Source organism: Endozoicomonas sp. G2_2 (assembly GCF_017744135.1).
GTDB lineage: Bacteria > Pseudomonadota > Gammaproteobacteria > Nevskiales > Salinisphaeraceae > Salinisphaera.
In genome coordinates this window covers 115,491-138,432 of record NZ_JAGHQU010000007.1, presented here as the reverse complement: position 1 = coordinate 138,432, position 22,942 = coordinate 115,491, and the positions used below count along the sequence as shown (strand labels likewise).

Annotated in this window: 21 protein-coding genes; 10 read left to right on the top strand and 11 right to left on the bottom strand. The window is 65.1% G+C overall.

Going from position 1 to position 22,942, the window contains the following annotated elements; translation table 11 throughout:
• Window positions 1-43: 43 nt before the first annotated feature.
• Window positions 44-799 carry a peptidoglycan editing factor PgeF gene (pgeF, locus tag J7355_RS10360; protein ID WP_209062339.1) on the bottom strand — a complete coding sequence of 252 codons (756 nt, stop codon included), beginning with the start codon at window positions 797-799 and terminating at the stop codon, window positions 44-46.
• Window positions 786-1,763: a 23S rRNA pseudouridine(1911/1915/1917) synthase RluD gene (rluD, locus tag J7355_RS10355; protein ID WP_209062337.1), complete on the bottom strand. Its 978-nt coding sequence runs from the start codon at window positions 1,761-1,763 to the stop codon at window positions 786-788. Before rluD ends, pgeF begins: the two co-directional genes overlap by 14 nt.
• Window positions 1,764-1,897: 134 nt before the next feature.
• Between rluD and J7355_RS10350 the strand changes: the two genes are divergently transcribed.
• On the top strand, window positions 1,898-2,800 hold the full coding sequence (locus tag J7355_RS10350; RefSeq protein WP_280637601.1) for an outer membrane protein assembly factor BamD: 903 nt from the start codon (window positions 1,898-1,900) through the stop codon (window positions 2,798-2,800).
• A 72-nt stretch (window positions 2,801-2,872) separates the two neighbouring features.
• On the opposite strand, the gene J7355_RS10345 is transcribed toward J7355_RS10350, so the two are convergent.
• The 4 genes from J7355_RS10345 to sucC all read right to left on the bottom strand — a co-directional run bounded on the left by J7355_RS10345 (window position 2,873) and on the right by sucC (window position 7,356).
• Complete coding sequence (locus tag J7355_RS10345) at window positions 2,873-4,495, bottom strand: NAD+ synthase (RefSeq protein WP_209062333.1); 1,623 nt, start codon at window positions 4,493-4,495, stop codon at window positions 2,873-2,875.
• 162 nt (window positions 4,496-4,657) lie between these two features.
• Window positions 4,658-5,080, bottom strand: a complete 423-nt coding sequence (locus J7355_RS10340) for a GFA family protein (RefSeq protein WP_209062331.1) — start codon at window positions 5,078-5,080, stop codon at window positions 4,658-4,660.
• A gap of 174 nt (window positions 5,081-5,254) precedes the next feature.
• The gene (gene sucD, locus J7355_RS10335; RefSeq protein ID WP_209062329.1) at window positions 5,255-6,124 is read right to left on the bottom strand and encodes a succinate--CoA ligase subunit alpha; all 870 of its coding nucleotides are present in this window, start codon (window positions 6,122-6,124) and stop codon (window positions 5,255-5,257) included.
• 68 nt (window positions 6,125-6,192) lie between these two features.
• The gene (gene sucC / locus J7355_RS10330; RefSeq protein WP_209062327.1) at window positions 6,193-7,356 is read right to left on the bottom strand and encodes an ADP-forming succinate--CoA ligase subunit beta; all 1,164 of its coding nucleotides are present in this window, start codon (window positions 7,354-7,356) and stop codon (window positions 6,193-6,195) included.
• Window positions 7,357-7,527: 171 nt separating this feature from the next.
• Between sucC and J7355_RS10325 the strand changes: the two genes are divergently transcribed.
• The 8 genes from J7355_RS10325 (at window position 7,528) to J7355_RS10290 (ending at window position 14,932) form a co-directional block, all read left to right on the top strand.
• Window positions 7,528-7,785: a hypothetical protein gene (locus J7355_RS10325; protein ID WP_209062326.1), complete on the top strand. Its 258-nt coding sequence runs from the start codon at window positions 7,528-7,530 to the stop codon at window positions 7,783-7,785.
• Window positions 7,785-9,434, top strand: a complete 1,650-nt coding sequence (locus tag J7355_RS10320; RefSeq protein ID WP_209062325.1) for an ATP-binding protein — start codon at window positions 7,785-7,787, stop codon at window positions 9,432-9,434. The genes J7355_RS10325 and J7355_RS10320 overlap by 1 nt, the downstream gene beginning before the upstream one ends.
• A complete protein-coding gene (locus tag J7355_RS10315; RefSeq protein WP_209062324.1) occupies window positions 9,418-10,839 on the top strand; it encodes a sigma-54 dependent transcriptional regulator in 1,422 nt (473 codons plus the stop codon). The genes J7355_RS10320 and J7355_RS10315 overlap by 17 nt, the downstream gene beginning before the upstream one ends.
• 76 nt (window positions 10,840-10,915) lie before the next feature.
• Window positions 10,916-12,142, top strand: coding sequence for a type II secretion system F family protein (locus J7355_RS10310; RefSeq protein WP_209062323.1), 1,227 nt, complete (start codon window positions 10,916-10,918; stop codon window positions 12,140-12,142).
• Entirely contained in the window at window positions 12,143-13,024 is an 882-nt protein-coding gene (locus tag J7355_RS10305) for an A24 family peptidase (RefSeq protein ID WP_209062322.1), read from the top strand. It begins immediately after the preceding gene.
• A gap of 112 nt (window positions 13,025-13,136) precedes the next feature.
• Complete coding sequence (coaE, locus tag J7355_RS10300) at window positions 13,137-13,778, top strand: dephospho-CoA kinase (RefSeq protein ID WP_209062321.1); 642 nt, start codon at window positions 13,137-13,139, stop codon at window positions 13,776-13,778.
• Between the two features lie 121 nt (window positions 13,779-13,899).
• Window positions 13,900-14,655, top strand: coding sequence for a cell division protein ZapD (zapD, locus tag J7355_RS10295; RefSeq protein WP_209062320.1), 756 nt, complete (start codon window positions 13,900-13,902; stop codon window positions 14,653-14,655).
• A 70-nt stretch (window positions 14,656-14,725) separates the two neighbouring features.
• The gene (locus tag J7355_RS10290; protein ID WP_209062319.1) at window positions 14,726-14,932 is read left to right on the top strand and encodes a DNA gyrase inhibitor YacG; all 207 of its coding nucleotides are present in this window, start codon (window positions 14,726-14,728) and stop codon (window positions 14,930-14,932) included.
• Window positions 14,933-14,952: 20 nt separating this feature from the next.
• Here J7355_RS10290 and J7355_RS10285 read toward each other — a convergent pair whose 3' ends face one another.
• From J7355_RS10285 to secA, 3 genes are read right to left on the bottom strand one after another with little or no spacing between them, the layout of a single operon-like run.
• Window positions 14,953-15,924: a Nudix family hydrolase gene (locus J7355_RS10285; RefSeq protein WP_209062316.1), complete on the bottom strand. Its 972-nt coding sequence runs from the start codon at window positions 15,922-15,924 to the stop codon at window positions 14,953-14,955.
• Between the two features lie 4 nt (window positions 15,925-15,928).
• Window positions 15,929-17,143 (bottom strand): bifunctional glutamate N-acetyltransferase/amino-acid acetyltransferase ArgJ, encoded by a 1,215-nt coding sequence (gene argJ, locus J7355_RS10280; protein ID WP_209062314.1) that lies wholly within the window; start codon window positions 17,141-17,143, stop codon window positions 15,929-15,931.
• A gap of 7 nt (window positions 17,144-17,150) precedes the next feature.
• The gene (secA, locus tag J7355_RS10275) at window positions 17,151-19,949 is read right to left on the bottom strand and encodes a preprotein translocase subunit SecA (RefSeq protein ID WP_209062312.1); all 2,799 of its coding nucleotides are present in this window, start codon (window positions 19,947-19,949) and stop codon (window positions 17,151-17,153) included.
• A 160-nt stretch (window positions 19,950-20,109) separates the two neighbouring features.
• Here secA and J7355_RS10270 point away from each other — a divergent pair, with 160 nt between their 5' ends.
• A complete protein-coding gene (locus J7355_RS10270; protein ID WP_209062310.1) occupies window positions 20,110-20,559 on the top strand; it encodes a DUF721 domain-containing protein in 450 nt (149 codons plus the stop codon).
• On the opposite strand, the gene lpxC is transcribed toward J7355_RS10270, so the two are convergent.
• On the bottom strand, window positions 20,560-21,477 hold the full coding sequence (gene lpxC / locus J7355_RS10265; RefSeq protein ID WP_209062521.1) for a UDP-3-O-acyl-N-acetylglucosamine deacetylase: 918 nt from the start codon (window positions 21,475-21,477) through the stop codon (window positions 20,560-20,562).
• Between the two features lie 277 nt (window positions 21,478-21,754).
• A complete protein-coding gene (gene ftsZ / locus J7355_RS10260) occupies window positions 21,755-22,900 on the bottom strand; it encodes a cell division protein FtsZ (protein WP_209062308.1) in 1,146 nt (381 codons plus the stop codon).
• Between the last annotated feature and the right edge of the window lie 42 nt (window positions 22,901-22,942).

Below are 22,942 nucleotides of genomic sequence, written 5' to 3'. Positions count from 1 at the left end.
CGCCTTGGCGTGAGTTCGGAAAAGGCGCGGCTTCTCGACCGGTTCAGCCGCCCGCGGTAGACCAGATCAGACTGGCCATGCGGCCAGTCCGGGGCTCACGCCGGTAGGAATAGAAACGCGCCGCATCGTCGATGGTGCATAGCCCGCCGCCGTAGATGGCCGTAACGCCGGTGCGTTCGAGCCGGGCGCGGGCGAGCGCGTAGATATCGGCGAGATACTTGCCGGGCGTCTCGCGGGCGGTGAAAGCCCCGGCGTCCGACGCGGCGTGATCACAGAAAGCCGCGCGTACGTCCTCGCCCACTTCGAAGTTGTGGGCGCCGATCGAGGGGCCGAGCCAGGCCATGAGTCGATCAGCGGGTGCCGCCAATGCCGCTACGGTGGCTTCCAGGACGCCACCCGCCAATCCGCGCCAGCCGGCGTGCGCCGCGCCCCAGCAGCTGCCGTCGACATCACAGAACAGCACCGGCAGGCAGTCGGCGGTAAGGACCGCGCAGACCGCATCGTCATCACGGGCCACACTCGCATCGGCCTCGCCTTCCACCGGGCCCGCGGCATCGACCACGCGATTGCCATGCACCTGGTAGAGCCACGCCGGCTCGTCCGGCAACGCCAGCTGTTCGCGCAGCCGTTGCCGGTTGGCTGCGACCGCAGCCGGCTCGTCGCCGGCACGATCGCCCAGGTTGAAGCTGTCGAAGGGCGGCGCGCTCACGCCGCCCGTACGCAGCGTGGTGCCGGCCCGGATATGGCTCGGCGCCGGCCATTCCGCAGCGAGAAAACCGATGGGCTCAGCTTTCGGCATGGGCTTCGGCGTCCGCGGCCAGGGCCGCGAGCAGGCTTTCGAAATCGGCCGGGCGCGGTGCTTCCCAGCTCACGAACTCGCCGCTGTCCGGATGGGTCAGACCGAGCTTGCGGGCATGCAGGGCCTGGCGTCGAAAGCCGCGCAGGGTGTCCATAAAAGCGTCGCTGGAGTCGCGCGGCAGGGCCAGCCGTCGGCCGTAAGTGGCATCGCCGAGCAGCGGATAGCGAATATGCGCCAGATGCACGCGAATCTGGTGCGTACGCCCCGTCTCGAGACGGCAACGCACATGGGTATGAGCACGATAACGCGTGACCACACGATAATGCGTGACCGCCTCGCGGCCGGTGTCGCGTACCGCCATGCGCTTGCGATCCACCGGATGGCGGTCGATCGGCGCATCGACATGCCCGCCCGCGGTCATCACGCCCACGGCCACCGCCTCGTACTCGCGCTTGACCGTGCGCTCGGCCAGATCGGCGACCAGTTTCGCGTGCGCGGCGAAAGTCTTGGCCACCACGAGAATGCCGGAGGTGTCCTTGTCCAGCCGGTGCACGATGCCCGCGCGCGGCAGCGCGGCCAGCGATGCGTCGTGGTGGATCAGCGCGTTCTGCAGCGTGCCGTCCGGGTTGCCGGCGCCGGGATGCATCACCAGCCCGGCCGGCTTGTCGAGCACCAGAATGGCCTCGTCTTCGTGGATGATGTCGAGCGCGATCGGCTCGGCCACCACGCGATCATCGTCCGGCTCGCTGGGCACGCACAACCGCACCTGCTCGCCGCCGGCGACCTTGGTCTTGGCCGCCGGGGTCTCGCCGTCGACCGTGAGCGCGCCCTCGGCGAGCCAGTTCTGCAGGCGCGAACGCGAGTAGTCGGGCAGCATTTCAGCCAGAGCCCGATCCAGCCGCCGGCCGGCGAACTCGTCTGGAATCGACGCTTCAAAATCGGGGTCGCGGCGGCTTGCCGGCATGGATTTTCTCTTCGTTGGCAGCATGGTTGCGCGCGGCAGTCGCGCGGCGATCGTAAATGACTCGATTGCCGCTTCCTAGGTATACTCCGCGTTCGTTTTGATCTGTTGGCGTGCGGCGCACGTCCGGGACTGGCATGCGGAAACTCGCTCTCGCGCTTTCTATTCTGATGCTGCTTGCAGCCGCCGGCTGCGGCGGTGACAAGGGCATCAACGAAACCGGCTACAGCGACGAGCCGCTCGTCGACCGCGAGGGCAACAAGCTCGACTCGGCCGACGCCGAACGCCTGTACAAGTCCGCGCGCGAATTCATGGTCAGCAACGACCCGCAGCGTGCACTTCGATTATACGCGGAAGTACAGGCGCGATTCCCGTTCTCACCCTACGCGGCGCAGTCGGAGATGGAATCGGTGGCAGCGCACTACAAGGCCCAGCAATACGAGGCCGCCGTGTCGGCCGCGGACCGCTTCATCAAGCAGCGCCCGCGCAACGCCCACATCGACTACATCTATTACCTGCGCGGGCTGTCCAACTACGACCGCAACGATGCGGGCCTGCTCGGCGGCGACCCCGACAAGCGCGACACGCGTTTTCTCGAGCAGTCTTTCACCGACTTCAACCTGCTGGTCGAAAACTATCCGCAGAGCGTCTACCGCAAGGACGCACAGCTGCACATGATCGAAATCCGCAACCGGCTGGCGGAATTCGAGATCAACATCGCGGAATACTATCTGCGCCGGCGCGCCTATGTGGCCGCCAGCCGCCGCGCGGAAGGCGTGCTCAAGCGTTTCCAGGGCTCGGATTCGGTGCCGCGCGCGCTCGAGATCATGGAAGAGAGCTATGCGCGCCTGGGCCTGACCGACTTGTCCGAAGACGCGCGCGCGATCCTGCAGGCTTCCTACCCGAACTACATCCTGCATCGCGACGAGTTCTACCGGCAACGCGCCGGTGAAGCGCCGCGCTACGAACTGCCGGAACCCGGGGCCGATGCAGCAAGCGGGGAGCAGCTGGCGCCGCAAGCGGCTGAACAGGCCGAGTAGACACCCGGCAGCCGCCCGCGCCTCGCGGGCGCGTCACTTCAACCGTGGATGCGCGGGCCCGAGGCCAACGCGCTAGAGATCACCGTAGACAGCCGTGATCGGATAGCGACGATCACGCCCGAAGGCACGCAGCGTGACTTTCGGGCCGGGCGCCGCCTGCCGCCGCTTGTATTCGTTGCGCCGTATCAGCCCGGCCGCCTGGCGGACATCATCCTCCGCGAAGCCCGCCGCGCAGATATCCTCGATCGACTCGCCCCGCTCGACATAGGCCTCGATGATCGGATCCAGCACGTCGTATTCGGGCAGCGTATCGGTATCCGCCTGGTCGTCGCGCAGCTCGGCGGACGGGGCACGTGTAATCACGCGCTCGGGGATGACTTCGCCACGCGTATTGCGGAATTTCGCCAGCCGGTACACCCAAGTCTTGTACACGTCCTTGAGCGGCGCAAAGCCGCCGCACATGTCGCCGTAGAGCGTGGCGTAGCCCACCGCCATCTCGGACTTGTTACCGGTGGCGAGCACCACGTGGCCGAACTTGTTGGATAGCGACATCAGCAGCGCGCCGCGAATGCGCGACTGCAGATTCTCTTCAGCGGTGTCGGGCGCGCGGTCGCCGAACAGCGGCCCCAGCGTATCGAGCAGCGCGGAGAAACCGTTCTCGATCGGCACTTCGTCGTAGCGCACGCCCATGCGCTCGGCCTGGTCCGCAGCGTCGACGTTGCTGATATCGGCCGTATAGCGCGACGGCATGGACACGGCCCAGACGCGTTCGCCGCCGACCGCATCGGCAGCGACAGCCATGGCGAGCGCCGAATCGATCCCCCCGGATGCGCCGATCAGCGCCCCGGGGAACCCGTTGCGGTCGATATAGTCACGCGTGGCCCGCACCAGCGCATCGTAGATGAGCGCCTCGGGCGGCTGGTCTGCGGCGATCAACGCGTGGGTATCACCCGCCGGCGCCGGCCAGTCCACGCAATAGACCCCGGACTCGAATGCCGGCGCCCGCAGCGTCAGCGTGCCCTGGCGGTCGACCGCGCAGGAACGGCCGTCGAAAACGAGTTCATCCTGGCCGCCGACGCAGTTCACGTAGCAGATCGCGAGGTTGTTCGTCTGCGCGCGCTGGGCGAGCAGGCTTTCTCGCTCGGTCTGTTTCTCGACATGAAACGGCGAGGCGTTCAGATTGACCAGCAGCTCGGCGCCGGCCGCCTTTGCCTGCGCCGCCGGGCCGGCTTCCCAGATATCCTCGCAGATGGTCACGCCGACATGCCGACCGGCGAGCTCGAACACGCAGGGCGCATCCCCCGGCCGATAGTGCCGGCGTTCGTCGAAGACTCCGTAGTTCGGCAGACATTGCTTGCGGTAATGGGCGATGCGCTCGCCATCGCGCACCACCACCGCCGCGTTGTAGATGATGTCGTCGTCGTATTCGGGATAGCCGATGACCGCCGTAATGCCGCGCAGCTCCTGCGCAAGCCGTGTCAACGCCGTGTCGATGGCGCTGGGCAAGCCGCGCCGCAGCAGCAGATCGTCCGGTGGATAGCCCAACAGCGCCATTTCCGGGAAAGCCACCAGGTCGGCGCCATATTCGTCGCGCGCGGTTGTCGCGGCGTCGACCATCTGGCGGGCATTACCCTCGATATCCCCGACCCAGACGTTGAGCTGGGCCAGTGCGATACGAAGTGACGAATCACCCATGGTGGGGGACTCCTAAAAGCTGGAGAAAGGCCGCCTGGTTAATCGGCGTGCGTCGCGACGCCAAGGATACGCCAGGACGCGGGCCGCCGAAACGACAACGGGCCGGGGCAAGGCCGGCCCGTCTCGACTCGCGTCCGGGTTGGGTTTTGACCGGCGCGTCGGCTACAAACCGATCGCCGAGCCGTCCTCACATTTTTCCAGATCGTCGTCGATATCAAGGACACGCTCGCCGTAGAACAAGTGCAATGTGGGTGCCAGTTCAGGCGGCAGTTTCCCGCCATTGTTCTTGCGGAACAGGTTCTGACGGATGACCGGAATCCCCGGCTTGTGGCGTCCGTACATGATCATGCCGCACTTCGGGCAGCCATAGCGGTGCATTTCCTTGCCATCCATCTGATGGTGATACAGCTCGGACTCGTCCGGCAGATCGACCTTGTCTTCATCCCAACCGGTCAGGCCCAGAACGTCTGCCGAATACAGCTCGCGGCAGCTGCGACAGTGGCAATGAAGGGACAACTTGGGCGCACCGTGGGCCGTCATCTTGACGTGGCCACAGTCACAGCTGATCTCGTAGCTCTGGCTCATATCGATTGTGCTCAATTGAACGGTGCAATCATTCGAGCACGCAAGCGGCGTGTAACTCTATAACACCGTGTCGGCCCAACGGCCGCGCATCGCTTCCATGAAAAAGCCGGCGCCCGTCAAACGGACACCGGCTTTCGTGCATCCCAATGGATGTCGATACGATCAACCCATCGATCAGCCGAGGATCTCTTCCATCTTGCTGCCGATCTCCGCGGTGGAGCGCACCGTGGCGACGCCGGCCTTCTCGAGCGCGGCGAACTTGTCGTCGGCCGTGCCCTTGCCGCCGGAGATGATCGCGCCGGCATGGCCCATGCGCTTGCCGGGGGGCGCGGTGACGCCCGCGATGTAGGCCACGACGGGCTTGGACATGTTGGCCTTGATGTACTCGGCGGCTTCTTCCTCGGCGGTGCCGCCGATCTCGCCGACCATGACCACGCCTTCGGTCTGGTCGTCGTTTTCGAACATCTCGAGCACGTCGGTGAAGTCCAGGCCGTGGATCGGATCGCCGCCGATGCCCACGCAGGTGCTCTGGCCGAGACCGATGTTGGTGGTCTGGAAGACCGCTTCGTAGGTCAGCGTGCCCGAGCGCGACACGATGCCGATCTTGCCTTGCTTGTGGATGTGCGCCGGCATGATGCCGATCTTGCACTCGCCCGGGGTGATCACGCCGGGGCAGTTCGGGCCGATCAGCACGCTGTCGGACTCGTCCAGCACCGCGCGCACCTTGAGCATGTCCATGACCGGAATATGCTCGGTGATGCAGATGATGGTCTTGATGCCCGCGGCTTCCGCTTCGAGGATCGCGTCGGCCGCGAACGGCGCCGGCACGTAGATCATGGTGGCGTTGGCGCCAGTTTCGGCGACGGCCTCGGCACAGGTGTTGAACACCGGGCGGTCGAGATGCGTCTCGCCGCCGCGGCCGGGCGTGACGCCGCCGACGATGTTGGTGCCGTAGTCGATGCACTGTTCGGAATGGAAGGTGCCCTGCGAGCCGGTGAAGCCCTGGACGATGAGTTTGGTGTCGTTGTTGACGAGAATGCTCATGAATTGATCCTGGTCTAAATCGTGTTCGGTAGAAGGTCGATCGGCGGTTGCCGCGCGCGGGCCGGGAATCAGCCCTGCGCTTCGGCCACGACCTTCTTGGCCGCGTCGGTCAGATCCTGGGCGGCGATGAGGTCGAAGTCGCACTCGTCGAGCAGCTTGCGGCCGGCCTCGGCGTTGGTGCCCTCAAGACGCACCACCACCGGCACGCTGATGCCGACATCCTTGGCCGCGGTGATGATGCCTTCGGCGATCAGGTCACAGCGCACGATGCCACCAAAGATGTTGACCAGAATCGCTTTCACGCCTTCGCCGGCGGTGATCAGCTTGAAGGCCTCGGTCACGCGCTCGGTGGTCGCACCGCCGCCGACGTCCAGGAAGTTGGCCGGCTCGCCGCCGTGCAGCTTGACCAGGTCCATGGTGCCCATGGCAAGACCCGCGCCGTTGACCATGCAGCCGATATTGCCGTCGAGCTGGATATAGTTCAGGTCGAATTCGGCGGCCTGGGCTTCGCGCTCGTTCTCCTGGGTGAGATCGCGCATTTCCCTGAATTCCTTGTGACGGAACAGCGCGTTGTCGTCGAAGTTGAGCTTGCCGTCGAGGGCCACGAGGCCGCCCTGCTTGGTGGTGACCAGCGGGTTGATCTCGACCAGCGAGGCGTCGGTCTCGACGAACATCTCGTACAGGCCTTTCATGACCTTCACGAATTCACCGACCTGCTTTTTGTCCAGACCCAGAAAGAAACCGAGCTGGCGGCCCTGATAAGCCTGAAAACCGGCGGCCGGATGAATCGCGACCTGGGTGATCTTCTCGGGGGTGGATTCGGCGACTTCCTCGATATCCATGCCGCCTTCCGGCGAGGCGATGAACGTCACCTTGCGGGTGGCTCGATCGACCAGCACCGACAGGTACAGCTCGGATTCGATATCGGCCGGCTTCTCGACATAGACCGAATTGATCGGCAGGCCGACGTCGCCGGTCTGCTTGGTCTTGAGCTCGCCGCCGATCATGTCGGCCGCGGCCTGCTTGACCTCGTCCACGCTGTCACAGATCTTCACGCCGCCGGCCTTGCCGCGCCCGCCGGCATGCACCTGGGCCTTGACCACCCATTTCTCGCCGCCCAGCGACTTCGCCGCCTCGACCGCCTCGTCGGCCGAGCGCGCGACCTGGCCTTCGCCAGCGGGCACACCGAACCGTGCAAAGATTTCCTTGGCCTGATATTCGTGAACGTTCATGGCATCGCCTTTGTGGAATCAAATCTTCGAGATGCCGCGCATTGTGGCGCCTGTGGCGCGCAGCGACAACTTCATGAAGCATTCAGCCATCGGCCACGAGCCGCGACAGCGGCCATCGCTGACGTATGATGCCCACTGAATCACCCACCGCGACTCGATGGGTCACTCGTCATGGCACGCCTGCTCGGACTACTTCTGCTTCTCGGCCTCGGCTGGCTGATCGTCAGGCAACTGCTCGGCGCGACCCGAGCCGGCCAAGACCGGACGCGTAACGAGAACACGCCTCCGCGATTCGAGAAAACCGTGCGCTGCGCACGCTGCGGCGTGCACATGCCGCTCGCGCTCGCCCACGAAACCGACGACGGCCATGTCTGCGGCGAGCCGGATTGCAGCGCCCGCGCCGACAGGGCCACCCGCGACCGTCGTTGATGCAGGCCGTATCCGGCAATCCGCTGATCCGGCACGTCGAGGACTGGCGTGCGATCACCTCGCTGAACATCTATCGCAGTCTGGTCGCCTTCGGGTTGGTCGCGCTGTTACTTCTGGGCGCCGCCGAACAGCTGTTCAGTCTCGAGCAGCCGGACCTGTTTCGTGTGGCGTGTCTGCTCTATCTCGCTCAGTGCGCGGTGTCGCTGTTCATGTCGATGTCGCATACCCCGGCGCTACGTGTGCAGGTGCTGCTTGCCTGTTCGGTCGACGTGGCGCTATGCACCACGCTGACCTATGCGAGCACCGGCGTCTCCAGCGGTCTTGGCATGCTGCTGATCACGCCGGTGGCCGCCGCCGGGATGCTGCTGCCGGCGCGACTGGCGACGTTGCTGGCCGCCTGTGCCGCGATCGGCATCATCGGACAGGAAGGCTGGCGCGCGATCCAGTTCGCCGAGGTGAACGCCGAATTCGTGCAGGCCGGCATCCTCGGCACGATCTTCTTCATCACCTCGAGCGTTGCGCATTGGCTGGCACGCCGCGCCCGCGTGAGCGAGGCACTCGCCGCCGAACGGGCGACCGAGGCCCGGGACCTGGCGACACTCAACCGCCATATCATCCAGCAGATGGAGATCGGCGCGGTGGTGGTGGACGGCGCCCACCGCGTGCAGCTGATCAACGACGCCGCTATTCGCATGCTCGAGGTGGACCCGGTCGAGGCGCAGGACGACGAGCCGCTCGCCCATCTCTCGCCTGCGCTCGAGCGCGCGCTGATGCACTGGCGCGAGCGCAACCCGGCGAGCAGCGAAATCATCCGCGCGGGGTCGCACTCGTTGCTGCCCGTGTTCTCGACGCTCGGCCCCGAACCGCATGCGTCGGTCCTCATCTTTCTGGAAGATGCCATGCGCCAGAGCGAGCAGGCGCAGCAGCTCAAGCTGGTATCCATCGGCCGCCTGTCGGCCAGCATCGCCCACGAGATCCGCAACCCGCTGGGCGCGATCAGTCATGCCGGCCAGCTGCTGGCCGAGTCGCAGGCCCTGGATCCGGACGACCGGCGCATGCTGGACATCATTCATCGCCACAGCCGGCGCATCGACAACATCATCAACAGCGTGCTCGGCCTGTCCCGCCGTTCGCAGCTGTCGCGCCGCACGCTCGCGCTGTCCGGCTGGCTGCTCGATGCGATCGACGATTATCTGGGCACCAACGAGGAGTCGCCGGATTTCGATCTCGACGAGTTCGACCCGCAGCTGCAGATCGAATTCGATCCCGACCACCTGCGTCAGGTGCTTTTCAATCTCTGGGACAACGCGCAGCGCTATGCGCGCAAGCAGGACATCGAACTGACCATACGTCTGAGCGGCCATCGCAACCGCCACGACCGCTTCTGCCTCGACGTGATCGACAACGGCCCCGGCATCGACCCGGCCATACTCGACCAGATCATGGAGCCGTTCTTCACCACCACGCGCGAGGGCACGGGGCTTGGCCTGCATATCGCGGGCGAACTGTGCGAAGCGAACGGCGCGCAGCTCATGCCGGTTGCACATTCGGCCGGAGCCTGCTTTCGTATCGTTTTTGCCCACGTCTGGCCGGCCGCCACGCCTGCCGGTCTATTTGTTCAAAGCAGCCTCAATGACTCCGACCGATAACGCCCCGACCGCGCTGATCGTTGATGATGAAGCGGATATCCGCGAACTGGTGGAAATCACGCTGGCCCGCATGTCGATCGAGACGCTGGCCGTGGCGACCCTGGCGGAAGCACGAGCAGCCTTCGAGGAGAAGGGCTTCGATCTGTGCCTGACCGACATGCGCCTGCCAGACGGTGACGGCCTGGAACTGGTCAGCTATATCAGCGAACGCCACCCGCACTGCCCGGTGGCGGTGATCACGGCCTACGGAAGCGCGGACAGTGCGGTGGCCAGCCTCAAGGCCGGCGCTTTCGATTTCGTATCCAAGCCGATCGACGTGGCCGGTCTGCGCTCGCTCGTGGCGCAGGCGCTCAAGCTGGCCGGTCTGGATCATGACGCGCCGCCCCATCCCTCGCTGGACGCCTCACCCCGCCTGATCGGCAACACACCGGCGATGCAGCAGCTGCGCCAGACCATTGCCAAGCTCGCACGCAGCCAGGCGCCGGTCTATATCACCGGCGAATCGGGCACGGGCAAGGAACTCGTGGCGCGCATGATTCATGCCGAGGGTCCGCGCATGGGCAGCACGTTCGTGCCCGTGAACTGCGGCGCGATTCCCTCGGAATTGATGGAATCGGAATTCTTCGGCTACATGCGCGGCGCGTTCACGGGCGCGATGCGCGATACACCGGGCCTGTTCGCCCGCGCCGACGGCGGCACCCTGTTTCTGGACGAGGTGGCCGACCTGCCGCTGACCATGCAGGTCAAGCTGCTGCGCGCGATTCAGGAGCGCGCGATCCGGCCGGTCGGCGCCAACGACGAGACCGCTGTCGACGTACGCGTGATCTGCGCAACGCATCGCGATCTGGCCACCGAAGTCGCACGCGGCAGCTTTCGCGAAGATCTCTATTACCGCCTCAACGTCATCGAGGTACATGTGCCGCCGCTGCGCGAGCGACGAGCCGATATCGCGGCGCTGGCCACGCGCATACTCGAGGCACTCGCGCGCAAGCTGCGTCTGCGGCGCGCGCCGCAGCTTTCGCGCGAGGCGCTGGAAGCGCTCGAGCAGTACGCCTTCCCCGGCAACATCCGCGAACTGGAAAACATTCTCGAGCGCGCGGTCACGCTCAGCGAGGACGCTGTTATCGAGCGCCAGTACCTGCGCCTGAGTTCGCCTCTGCTCGAGAGCAACCGGACCACCACGGCGCCGGAAGCCCCGGGCCCCGTCGGCGGCTACCACAGCAACGGTCAGCCGGCGGCGATGGACACCAGCGCGGATCTGGAAAGCCAGCTCGAAGCGGTCGAGCGCGAGCGCATTCAGGCAGCGCTCGAGGCCTGTCACTACAACAAGACCAAGGCCGCCAAGCACCTCGGCATCACGTTCCGGGCGCTGCGCTACCGGCTGGCCAAACTGGGGATGAATTAATCCCGCCTTCCGCCGATAAACCCTGTATGCAGATTATGTCCACGCCCACAGGCGTTTACCGGCACGGAATCGACTGATGGCAAGCACGATGAGCGAAAACCAGACCTTCTTCTGGATCGGCACCGATCGCAGCGGAAGTCGGGTCAAGGGCCAAACCGACGGCCCCAACGAGGCCATGGTCAAGGTCGCACTGCGCAAGCAGGGCATCAACCCGATCCGGGTACGCAAGCAGACCACGATTTTCGGCCTTGGCGGCAAGCGCAAGAAAAAGGTCAAGGCCGGCGACATCGCGATCTTCGCGCGCCAACTGGCGACCATGCTCGCGGCCGGCGTACCGCTGGTTCAGTCGCTGGACATCATTGCCAAGGGTGCGGACAACCCGACCCTCGCCGAACTGGTGGAAACCATCCGCGGCGATATCGAGGACGGCATCCCGCTGGCCAGCGCCCTGGCGCGGCATTCCAAGCACTTCGACGATCTGTTCGTGAATCTGGTCGATGCCGGTGAGAAATCCGGCGCGCTCGAGTCCCTGCTCGACAAGATCGCGACCTACAAGGAAAAGACCGAGGCAATCAAGGCCAAGGTCCGCAAGGCGCTGTTCTACCCGAGCGCGGTGATCGTGGTTGCGATCATCGTGATGGGCATTCTGCTGTACTTCGTGGTGCCGCAGTTCCAGTCGCTGTTCCAGGGTTTCGGCGCCGATCTGCCCGCCTTCACGCTGCTCGTGATCAGTCTTTCCGAAGGCGTACAGGCCTGGTGGTGGGCGATCATCGGCGTCATCGCCGCGACCTTCTACGGCTTTTTCCAGGCCCGATTACGATCTCGCAACTTCAGGCGCATGAACGACCGGCTGGCGCTCAAGCTGCCCGTCATCGGCGATATTCTCTACAAGGCGGCCGTGGCGCGGTTTGCGCGTACCCTGTCGACCATGTTCGCGGCCGGCGTGCCGCTGGTCGAGGCGATGGATTCGGTTGCGCGCGCGGCTGGCAATATCGTCTTCGAGGAAGCGATCCTGCAGATGCGCGATCAGGTGGCCTCCGGCGTGCAACTGCAGCTGGCGATGAACAACACCGGCCTGTTCCCCAGCATGGCATTGCAGATGGTCGCGATCGGCGAGGAATCCGGTTCGCTCGATGCCATGTGCTCGCGCGTGGCCGACTTCTACGAAGCCGAAGTCGACAATCAGGTCGATTCGCTGTCGTCGCTGCTCGAGCCCATGATCATGGCCATTATCGGCGTGCTCGTCGGCGGGCTCGTGATCGCCATGTACCTGCCCATCTTCAAGCTTGGCTCGGTGGTCTGAATGCAGGCGCTGTTCGCAGAGCATCCGTTGTTCTGCTTTGCAGCTGTCGGCCTGTTCGGCCTGATCGTCGGCAGTTTTCTCAACGTCGTCATTCTGCGCTTGCCGCGCATGATGCAGGCCGAATGGCGGGCCAGCGCGGCCGAGATCCTCGGCCAGCCAGTCGCCGTTTCCACCCGGCCCCGCATGAGCCTGTCGCAGCCGCGCTCGACCTGTGGCCACTGCCGCACGCCGATCAAGGCCCGGCACAACATTCCGGTTCTGAGTTTCCTGCTCCTGCGCGGACGCTGCGCAAACTGCAACCACCCGATCTCGCTGCAGTACCCGGCCATCGAACTGTTCAGCGCCGTGCTTGCCCTGGTCGTGCTGGCGACATTCGGCGCCTTGCCGTTCACGCTGTTCGCGCTGGTGTTCACCTGGACGCTGCTAGCCGCCGCGATGATCGACTGGCACACCCAGTTTCTGCCGGACGCGCTGAGCCTGCCGCTGCTCTGGCTCGGTCTGCTGATCAGCCTGGGCCACGATGCCGGCTATGCGCTGGTCGATCCGGCCACGGCGATCATCGGCGCAGCGGCGGGCTATCTGATTCTCTGGTTCGTCTTTCAGGCCTTTCGTCTGGTGACGGGCAAGGAAGGCATGGGTTACGGCGACTTCAAGCTGCTCGCGGTGATCGGCGCCTGGCTAGGGTGGCAGGCGCTACCCATGGTGCTGCTGATGGCTTCGCTGGCCGGCGCGATTGTCGGCGGCGCGCTCATGGCTACCGGCACACTCGAACGCGGCAAGCCCATGCCGTTCGGTCCATGGCTCGCGATTGCCGGCTGGCTGGCGCTGGTGGCAGGCGATACAATCAGCGGCGCTTATTTATCGCTTGCCGGATTGCGTTGATGCCGATGGTTGCCGAAGTCGCGCTTGCGAGCTCGTCACGAGCGCCGTGCTGCGGCTTGATGCATCGACGCCCCAAACGAGCGGCCCCACCCGGTCGCAAAGGACGCTAAGGATGCCGAGTACTCTCACCGTCGGTCTCACCGGCGGTATCGCCAGTGGCAAATCCCTGGTCGCCAGCGCCTTCCAGCGGCTGGGCGTGACCATCGTGGATGCGGACGTCGTCGCTCGCGACATCGTCGAGCCGGGTCAGCCGGCACTGGCCGAGATCGTCGAGCGTTTCGGCGCCGAGATCGTGGACGACGGCGGTCGCCTCAAGCGTCGCGATCTGCGCGAGATCGTATTCGCCGATGCGCAGGCGCGTTCTGATCTCGAAGGCATCACCCATCCGCGCATTCGCGCCGAACTGGCCCGCCGGCGCGACGCGGCGCAATCCGACTACTGCCTGCTCGTGGTGCCGCTGCTGGTCAAATCCAGCATGATCGACCTGGTGGACCGTGTGCTGGTCGTCGATGCACCGGAAGTCGTGCAGATGGAACGGCTGATGTCGCGTGACGACATCGACGAGGATCTGGCGCGACGCATGATCGCCGCCCAGGACGCACGTAGCGAACGTCTCGCCATGGCCGACGACGTGCTCATCAACACCGGGCCACGCAAGGATATCGCCGATCTCGCGGCGGCCCTGCACGCCGGCTATCTGCGTCTTGCCCAGGGCGAAGTGGCCGACCTGCCGCCACTGCACCTGCCGGGCTGACACGCGCGCCGACTGTTTCGACGACGCCCGGCGCGGTACGGCGACTTTGCCTGTCCGGCCGTGGGGCATAGACTGAACGCCCGATTCATTTCAAAGAGGGTTGTCTGTGGCGGACAACGGCATGTTCTGTTACGAGCAACCGCTCAATGAACGCATAAGAACCTTCCTGCGCCTGGAGCATCTCATCGCGCGCCTGCGCTACCACCAGGCCGATGAGAGCGTTTGGGGCCGGCGCGCCGCGCTCGACGCCCTGCTCGATATCCTCAACGTGATGTCGCGCTACGACACCCGCGCCGAGGTCAGCAAGGAACTCGGCGGTCGCTATGCGTCGCTCGAGAAGCTCGCCGATCGCGAGGATGTCGACGACAAGGCGCTGCGCCAGGTCCTCGAGGAACTCGACAACCTCGGGCGCGAGATGCAGCGCATGCCGCCGCAGTTCGCCTCCTACCTGATCCGCGACAACGAGTTGCTCAACAGCCTGAACAACCGCAGTCCGATTCCGGGCGGCAACTGCAGTTTCGATCTGCCGACCTATCAGCACTGGCTGTCCCAGGACAGCGACCGGCAAAGCCGCGACCTGGCCGCCTGGTGTGGCCATATCGCACCGTTCGAACAGGCGATCGCCACCCTCCTGCGGCTGCTGCGCGACAGCACGCGCCCGGCACCGTTCACCGCGAAGGCCGGCGTACTCGTACACAACACGGAAGCCGGAACCCAGCTGATCCGGGTGATGCTGGGCGATGCGAGTGTCTTCCCGGAAATCAGCGCCGGCCGGCATCGCGCCACGATCCGATTCATGGAATACCAGGACAAGAAGCTGCGGGTACGCCAGTCACAGGCGCCGATCGAGTTCCGCATGGCCTGCTGCCGGTTCTGACCCGCACCGCCTGCCGCGCAGCGGGCCCGGCCCGCGCACAAGTTCTGTCTCACCAGCATCCAGCGACACGATGACCGAAGCCAAGACTATCGATTGCCCGCAATGCGGCAAGCCGTCGCGCATCGCCGCCGACAACCCCTACCGGCCGTTCTGTTCCAAGCGCTGCAAGCTCATCGATCTGGGCGACTGGCTCGACGAAAGCAATCGCATTCCGGACCCGAGCGGCTCGGCGCCCGGCACCGGCCAGGACCCCGACGGCGGCGGCCTGCCGCACTAGGGCGCGCAGGCGAAGCGCGGTCAGCCCGCGGGCCAGAACCCGCGAATTGCGGCCACACCCTGGCCGTTGTGCCGTTGGGCGGTGGCCATATCATCCGGCCCGAGACCGCCGAGCGCATAGACCGGCAGGGCATGATCGGCACGGGCTGCCGCCCAGCCATCCCAGCCCAGCGGGGCCGCGCCGGGATGTGTGGTGGTCGCAGCCACGGGCGACAGCACGGCGAAGTCGGCCCCCCGCCGTGCGGCCATCGCCAGATCGCTGTGCGTATGCGCGGACACGGCGACAAGCCCTGCCGGGTCCAGATCATCGGGACGGCCCTTGTCGATCAGGCGTGCGACCGGCCAGTGCAGCCCGTCGGCGCCGACCGCACGACAGAGATCGACAGAGCGGTCCACGAGTACGCGCACGCCGTGGGCATGCGCGGCCTCGACGACGTCCGCCGCCAGTCGTTCATACGCCGCGTCATCGAGGCCTTGGTCTCGCAGGCGCACCAGCATAGGGCCACTCGACAACAGCGTTCTAAAGGATCGCCACCAGCTGTCGGTATCGGTCGCGCTGTGCGCCGGCGTGATCGCATAGCGCGCCGGCAGATCAAACGCGTTGAGAATGACGTCCGTCGCCGGCAGGAGCCGGTAATCGCGCAACGCCTCGCGAGACACCCAGGCCAGCTGCTGGCCCTCCAGGCCGGCGACATCGCCCTGCCAGTCGTCGATACGGGATACGTGCAGCCGCACCGGCCTCTCGCCCTTGCTGTGGCTGAAACGGATCAGAGGCCGGGCGACACAATCGCGCACGCCGATCTCTTCGCCCAGCTCACGCGCAAGGCAGTCCGCCATGGGTTCATCACCCTCACGTTTGCCGCCGGGAAATTCCCAGAAGCCGGCCCCGGGCGTACCCGGACGACGCTGGGCGATCAGCAGCCGCTGACGCGCATCCACCAGAATACCGACCGCGATATCGATCGGCGGGCGTTCCGCCTGTTCCGAATCCATTGGGTTAGCTGCGGTACTCGGCGTTGATACGCACGTACTCGTAAGATAGATCGGACGTCCATACCGTGGTGCACGCTTCGCCGCGCCCCAGGTCGATGCCGATGGTGTATTCGCTTTGCGCCATCACCGCCGCGGCATCGGCCTCGGCGTAGTCCTCGCGCGGCTCGCCATCGGCCACGATCGCGACATCATCCAGCGCGATCGCCACGCGATCGATAGCGAAGTCGGCGACCGGCGCTCGGCCCACGGCGGCCAGAATACGCCCCCAGTTCGGATCGCCAGCGAAACAGGCGGTCTTGACCAGCGGCGAATGCGCCACCGTGAACGCCACTTCCCGCGCCTCCGCGACATCGCGTGCACCGGTCACGGCGAGCGTTATGAAACGGGTCGCGCCTTCGCCGTCGCGCACGATCGCCTGGGCCAGCTCTCGCGAGAGATCGGTAAGCGCGGTGACGAACAATGGCCAGGCCGCGCTCTTCGGTGTGAGCTTCGCGGATCGGCCGGTCGCGCACACGATGCAGGCGTCGTTGGTCGAGGTATCGCCGTCCACCGAGATCGCGTTGAAGGAGCCTTGCATCGCCTCGCGCAGGGCAACGTCGAGATCGTCGGCGGCAATACGGGCGTCGGTGGCAATGAAGGAAAGCATGGTCGCCATGTCGGGGCGGATCATGCCGGAACCCTTGGCGATACCACTAAGCATGATGCGCTCGCCGCCGCCGATATCCACGGCCCGCGACGCGCCCTTTTCCACCGTGTCCGTGGTCATGATGGCGCGCGCTGCATCGAGCCAGCCGTCGCTTTCCAGACGCCCACCGAGGGTATCGATGGTGTGTCGCATGCGATCGAGCGGCAACGCCTGGCCGATCACGCCGGTCGAGAACGGCAACACCTGCTCGGGCGAAATGCCGAGTGCCTCGGCCGCGGACACGCAGCACGCCTGGGCGTCGGCATCGCCTTGCCGGCCGGTGCCGGCGTTCGCATTGCCGCTGTTGACCAGCAATGCCCGGATACGACCACCGGCGAGATTCTTCTGCGCCAGGCGTACCGGCGCTGCCGCGAATGCGTTGCGGGTGAAGACGCCGGCAACAGTGGCATCGTCGGCCAGCTTGAGCAGCGCGATGTCGTTGCGGCCGGGCTTCTTGATCGCGGCCTCGCCGACCGCCCATTCCGCACCGGCAACAGGTTCGATACGCGCGGGTGCGCGGAGATTGACTGCCATTGCTGCCCTAGTCTCGCCCGTGGCAATGCTTGAATTTCTTGCCCGAGCCGCAGGGACACATCTCGTTACGACCGATCTTGCGCTCGCCACGCACGAAGGTCTCGGGCCGCTGATCGCCGTCGCCCGGCACGCGATCGGTCGGCGCATCCGAACCGGGCAGATTGGCGCGCGCGGCCTGCTCGGCCGGGTCGGGCCCGCCCTCGCCGGCCTGCTGCTGTGCTGCCGCGGCCACCGCCTGGTCGGCCGCCGACGACGCTTCCGCGTGCTGGAAGTCCAGATTCTCCATCTGCTTGCGCCGTTCCTCGCGCGCTTCCTCGGTGGCTTCGGCGCGCACCCGTCCCCGCGCGAGCACGGTCACGGTTTCGTGCTTCAGACGCGAGAGCATGTCGTTGAACATCTCGAAGGCTTCGCGCTTGTATTCGTTCTTCGGGTCCTTCTGCGCATAGCCGCGCAGGTGGATACCCTTGCGCAGATAGTCCATGGACGCGAGATGCTCGCGCCACAGCGAGTCGAGCACCTGCAAGAGCACGGCCTTCTCGATCTGGGCCAGCACGTCCGGCCCGGCCTCTTCGCGCTTGGCTTCGTAGGTCTGCTTGAGCTCCGCGGCGATACGCTCGCGCAGGCCTTCTTCATCGAGCTTGCTGTCTTCGTCGAGCCATTGCTGGATCGGCAGATCCTGGCCGAAGTCGCGCTGGATCGCCTCGGACAGGCCGTCGACATCCCACTGTTCCTCGAGACTCTGCGGCGGAACATGCTGACTGATGACGTCGTTGACGACCTCGTCCCAGATGTTTTCGACGATGTCGCCGACATCGTCGTTGTCCATGATCTCGTTGCGCTGCTCGTAGACCACCTGGCGCTGATCGTTGGCCACGTTGTCGTATTCAAGCAGCTGCTTGCGGATATCGAAATGGTGCGATTCGACCTTGCGCTGCGCGTTCTCGATCGCGCGGGTAACCCATTTGTGCTCGATCGCCTCGCCATGTTCGAGGCCGAGGTTCTGGAGCATCGACCGCAGCCGCGGCGGCGTGAAGATACGCATGAGCGCATCCTCGAGCGACAGATAGAAGCGGCTCGCGCCGGGATCGCCCTGTCGGCCGGAACGACCGCGCAGTTGGTTGTCCACGCGCCGCGATTCGTGACGCTCGGAACCGATCACGTACAGACCGCCGGCCTCGAGCACCGCGTCGTGGGTTTTCTGCCATTCGTCCTGCAGGCGCTGACGGCCGACCTCGTCGCCTTCCTCGAGCGCCTCCAGTGCGTCGTCGATATTGCCGCCGAGCACGATGTCGGTACCGCGACCGGCCATGTTGGTGGCGATGGTGACCGCACCCGGGCGACCCGCCTGCGCGATGATGTCGGCCTCGCGCTCGTGCTGCTTGGCGTTGAGCACCTCGTGGCGCAGGCCGCGCTGGCGCAGAAGCCGCGACAGCAGCTCGGAGGCCTCGATGGAGGCGGTACCCACGAGCACCGGCTGGCCACGATCGCTGGCCTGCTTGGCCTCGTCGGCGATCGCCTCGAACTTCTCCGCCCCGGTCATGAAGATCTGATCGGGCAGATCCTTGCGCTGCAGCGGCCGGTTGGTCGGAATGACCACCACTTCCAGGCCGTAGATGGACTGGAACTCGAACGCCTCGGTATCGGCGGTGCCGGTCATGCCGGCGAGCTTGTCGTAGAGGCGGAAGAAGTTCTGGAAGGTGATCGACGCGAGCGTCTGGTTCTCCTTCTGGATCTTGACGCCTTCCTTGGCCTCGATGGCCTGGTGCAGCCCGTCCGACCAACGCCGCCCCGGCATGGTGCGACCGGTGAACTCGTCGACGATGACGATCTGACCCTCGGCGATGATGTAGTCGACGTCGCGCTGATAAAGCACATGCGCGCGCAGCGCGGCGTTCATGTGGTGCATGAGCGCGACGTTGTTGGCGTCGTAGAGGCTTTCGTCTTCATCGAGAAGGTCGGCTTCGCGCATGAGCCGCTCGACCTTCTGATGGCCCTCCTCGGTGAGAAAGACCTGCTTGTTCTTTTCTTCCGGCGAATAATCGCCGGGCCCGTCCTCTTCCTCCTGCTTGTCGAGATGCTTGACCAGCTTGTCGACCCGCAGCGAGGTTTCCGGGTCGTCGTCGGTGGGCCCGGAAATGATCAGCGGCGTACGCGCCTCGTCGATGAGAATCGAGTCAACCTCGTCGATGATCGCGTAGTTCAGCGGCCGCTGGACGCGGTCCGCCGGCGCGAACGCCATGTTGTCGCGCAGATAATCGAAGCCGAACTCGTTGTTGGTGCCGTAGGTGATGTCGCAGGCGTAGGCCGCCCGTTTGCCCTGCGGATCCTGGCCGGAAAAGATCACCCCGACGGTCAGTCCCAGGAAACGATAGATGCTGCCCATCCATTCGGCGTCGCGGCTGGCGAGATAGTCGTTGACGGTGACGATGTGCACGCCTTCGCCGGGCAACGCGTTGAGATAGGTCGCGAGCGTGGCGACCAGCGTCTTACCCTCGCCGGTCTTCATCTCCGCGATCTTGCCCTGGTGGAGCACCAGGCCGCCCACGAGCTGGACATCGAAGTGGCGCATGCCGAGCACGCGCTTGCCGGCCTCGCGAACGGTGGCGAAGGCCTCGACGGTCAGATCATCGAGCTTGGTGCCTTCTTCGAGACGACGGCGGAACTCGACCGTCTTGGCCTGCAGCTGCTCGTCGGTGAACGATTCGTACTCGGCCTCGAGCGCGCTCACATCGCTGACGATGCGGTGCAGGCGCTTGACGACCCGCTGATTGCGGCTACCGAGAAGCTTGGTCAGGAAATTGCTCATGAACCCTCGTCGTCTGGCCCGTCGAATCGCGCCCGCGTGCCCGCTCCACGCGCGATCCAAAAGGGGCATGATACCGCAGGCCCGACACGCCTTTCAGTGACGATTGAGCGGGCTGCCTGATACGCTTGGACGGATCAAAACCGTCGCCCGAGGATCGATCATGGGGACGACACCGCGCTCAATCCAGTCCCTGTTGCATACAGCGACACCGGACATTGCCGACCTCATCGGGCGCGCGCGATTTCTCGAACGCATGCGCAGGGCGATCCTCGAGATCCTGCCCGAGGCCGCGGGCGCGCATGTCCGGGTGGCCGCCTACGACAATTACCGGCTGCGGCTGCATGTCACCCATGGCGGGTGGGCAACACGACTGCGGTATATGCAGCCTAGCATCGCCCAGGCGCTTGCTCAGCGCATGCGCCTGCATATCGAACAGGTGGAAATAAAGGTTCGACCGGATCCGAACCCGGTGGCACCGGCACCCGTGCCCCGCTTCATGAGCGACACGGCACGTACGCATATCCGGCGTAGCGCCCGCTATATCGAAGACAGCGAGCTCGCCGGTGCACTCGAACGGCTCGCGGCCGCGGGTCGCGGCCCCGAACAGTGACTACGCGGCAGCGACCGGCCGCGCGTTGATGTAGGAAATCGGGGAGTCCTCGATGTCCTCGTAGGTGACTTCTTCCCAGGCTTTTTCGTCCGACAGCAGCGCGCGCAGCAGCTTGTTGTTGAGCGCGTGTCCGGACTTGTAACCCGAGTAACTGCCGATCAGGCCGTGACCGAGCAGATAAAGGTCGCCGATAGCGTCGAGAATCTTGTGGCGCACGAACTCGTTGTCGTAGCGCAGCCCGTCGGCATTGAGTACGCGGTAGTCGTCGAGCACGACCGCGTTGTCCATGCTGCCGCCCCGGGCAAGGTTGTTCGAGCGCAGGAATTCAATATCCCGCATGAAACCGAAAGTCCGCGCACGGCTGACTTCTTTCACGAACGAGGTCGTGGAGAAATCCACCGTCGCCGACTGCGTGTCGGAATCGAAGGCCGGATGGTCGAAATCGATACAGAAGCTGACCTTGAAGCCGTCGAACGGATCGAACCGGGCCCACTTGTCGTCTTCGGTAACCTGTACTGAGCGCTTGATGCGAATGAACTTCTTCGGCGCGTCCAGTTCCTGGATACCGGCCGACTGGATCAGAAACACGAACGGCCCGGCACTGCCATCCATGATGGGCAGCTCGTCGGAGGAGAGTTCGACAATCGCATTGTCGATACCCAGGCCGGCCATGGCCGAAAGCAGATGCTCGACGGTTTGCACACGCACGCCGTCATCGACCAGCGTGGTCGCGAGCGTGGTGTCGCCGACCTTGAAGGCGTCGCCGCGGAACTCTTTCATCGGGGAACAGTCGGTGCGACGGAACACGATGCCCATGTCCGCCTCGCCCGGGCGCAGGGTCATGTAGACCTTCTGACCGGTATGCAGGCCAACACCGGTCGCCCGGATGGGATTCTTGAGGGTGCGTTGTCTAAGCATCGAATTCTTGTCCTTGTGGCGGTCCAGTAACGCTAGGCGCGCCATGTCACAAAGTCGTCACCTGATGGACAGATACTTTATGCACAATGGCTTAACTTCGCCTTAACCCGCCGCGCCTTTGCTGTCGCGTCTGGAGCAGGCCCGAAGCCCCGCCCACAAAGCCGCTTAGATTAACACAGAGGCGTCGGTCGGCAGTGCACGGCTACCACCGACCGACGCGCGATCCACTGCCGCCGGCCCGCAGGCCGGCTCTGGCAGTTTCCCTGCATCGAGGTCTTCAGTCCGCCTGATTGCGCAGGAAGGCCGGGACGTCGAAGTAGTCCATGTCGACCGCTGCGTTCTCGCGCGAGGACTGCTGCGGACGATTGCGAATGACCGTCGGACGGTCGAGATCCTCGTAACGCATCTGGCCACCGGCGTCGCGCTTGACGGCACGGATGGCTTCGCGTTCCTGGGCCTGATGGCCGAGGCCGGTCGCCACCACGGTGACGCAGATCTCGTCGCCCATGTTCGGGTCTTCGGCCATGCCGACGATGACTTCGGCGTTGTCCGCGCCCATGTCGGCGATGACTTCGTTGACGATCTGGAACTCGTGGATACCCAGGTTCTCGTCACCGGAGACGTTGACCAGCAGGCCCTGGGCGCCATGCAGAGACAGGTCGTCGAGCAGCGGCGAAGCCAGCGCGGCCTCGGCGGCCTCGCGGGCACGGTCGTCGCCCACGGCGGTGGCGCGGCCCATCATGGCCATGCCCTGCACCGACATCACGCGACGCACGTCCGCGAAGTCGACGTTGATCACACCCGGGCGCGTGATCAGGTCGGAGATGCCCTGCACCGCGTTGTGCAGCACGTTGTTGGCCGCCTGGAAGGCGTTCTTCAGCGTGGTCGCCTTGCCGAGCGCGGTCAGCAGCTTCTCGTTCGGGATCACGATCAGCGAATCGACGAAGCGACCCAGCTCCTCGATACCCTGCTTGGCGATGTCCATGCGCTTGCCGCGCTCGAACGGGAACGGCTTGGTGACCACGGCCAGGGTCAGGATGCCCATTTCGCGGGCGATCTCGGCTACCACCGGCGCCGCGCCGGTGCCGGTGCCGCCGCCCATGCCGCAGGTGATGAACAGCATGTCCGCGCCTTCGATGGATTCACGAATGCGATCGCGATCCTCTTCGGCAGCTTGGCGGCCGATGGCCGGATCGGCGCCCGCGCCCAGGCCGCGGGTGACGTTCATGCCGAGCTGCACGAGCACGTCGGCATCGCAGCGTTCCAGATGCTGGGCGTCGGTGTTGGCACAGATGAAATCGACGCCTTCGATACCGCCGTTCACCATCTGGTTGATGGTGTTACCGCCGCCACCGCCGACGCCAATGACCTTAATGACCGCTTTGTCGGTCTTCTGATCTGCGAATTCAAATACTTCTGGCATGATGCACCTCTTCTTGGTTGCCGTGCTTTTTCCTTGCGGAAA

Excerpts from the sequence above, each read along its gene's own strand:
- pgeF (WP_209062339.1), bottom strand. The coding sequence starts at position 799 with ATGCCGAAAGCTGAGCCCATCGGTTTTCTCGCTGCGGAATGGCCGGCG.
- rluD (WP_209062337.1), bottom strand. The coding sequence starts at position 1,763 with ATGCCGGCAAGCCGCCGCGACCCCGATTTTGAAGCGTCGATTCCAGAC.
- J7355_RS10350 (WP_280637601.1), top strand. The coding sequence starts at position 1,898 with ATGCGGAAACTCGCTCTCGCGCTTTCTATTCTGATGCTGCTTGCAGCC.
- J7355_RS10345 (WP_209062333.1), bottom strand. The coding sequence starts at position 4,495 with ATGGGTGATTCGTCACTTCGTATCGCACTGGCCCAGCTCAACGTCTGG.
- J7355_RS10340 (WP_209062331.1), bottom strand. The coding sequence starts at position 5,080 with ATGAGCCAGAGCTACGAGATCAGCTGTGACTGTGGCCACGTCAAGATG.
- sucD (WP_209062329.1), bottom strand. The coding sequence starts at position 6,124 with ATGAGCATTCTCGTCAACAACGACACCAAACTCATCGTCCAGGGCTTC.
- sucC (WP_209062327.1), bottom strand. The coding sequence starts at position 7,356 with ATGAACGTTCACGAATATCAGGCCAAGGAAATCTTTGCACGGTTCGGT.
- J7355_RS10325 (WP_209062326.1), top strand. The coding sequence starts at position 7,528 with ATGGCACGCCTGCTCGGACTACTTCTGCTTCTCGGCCTCGGCTGGCTG.
- J7355_RS10320 (WP_209062325.1), top strand. The coding sequence starts at position 7,785 with ATGCAGGCCGTATCCGGCAATCCGCTGATCCGGCACGTCGAGGACTGG.
- J7355_RS10315 (WP_209062324.1), top strand. The coding sequence starts at position 9,418 with ATGACTCCGACCGATAACGCCCCGACCGCGCTGATCGTTGATGATGAA.
- J7355_RS10310 (WP_209062323.1), top strand. The coding sequence starts at position 10,916 with ATGGCAAGCACGATGAGCGAAAACCAGACCTTCTTCTGGATCGGCACC.
- J7355_RS10305 (WP_209062322.1), top strand. The coding sequence starts at position 12,143 with ATGCAGGCGCTGTTCGCAGAGCATCCGTTGTTCTGCTTTGCAGCTGTC.
- coaE (WP_209062321.1), top strand. The coding sequence starts at position 13,137 with ATGCCGAGTACTCTCACCGTCGGTCTCACCGGCGGTATCGCCAGTGGC.
- zapD (WP_209062320.1), top strand. The coding sequence starts at position 13,900 with ATGTTCTGTTACGAGCAACCGCTCAATGAACGCATAAGAACCTTCCTG.
- J7355_RS10290 (WP_209062319.1), top strand. The coding sequence starts at position 14,726 with ATGACCGAAGCCAAGACTATCGATTGCCCGCAATGCGGCAAGCCGTCG.
- J7355_RS10285 (WP_209062316.1), bottom strand. The coding sequence starts at position 15,924 with ATGGATTCGGAACAGGCGGAACGCCCGCCGATCGATATCGCGGTCGGT.
- argJ (WP_209062314.1), bottom strand. The coding sequence starts at position 17,143 with ATGGCAGTCAATCTCCGCGCACCCGCGCGTATCGAACCTGTTGCCGGT.
- secA (WP_209062312.1), bottom strand. The coding sequence starts at position 19,949 with ATGAGCAATTTCCTGACCAAGCTTCTCGGTAGCCGCAATCAGCGGGTC.
- J7355_RS10270 (WP_209062310.1), top strand. The coding sequence starts at position 20,110 with ATGGGGACGACACCGCGCTCAATCCAGTCCCTGTTGCATACAGCGACA.
- lpxC (WP_209062521.1), bottom strand. The coding sequence starts at position 21,477 with ATGCTTAGACAACGCACCCTCAAGAATCCCATCCGGGCGACCGGTGTT.
- ftsZ (WP_209062308.1), bottom strand. The coding sequence starts at position 22,900 with ATGCCAGAAGTATTTGAATTCGCAGATCAGAAGACCGACAAAGCGGTC.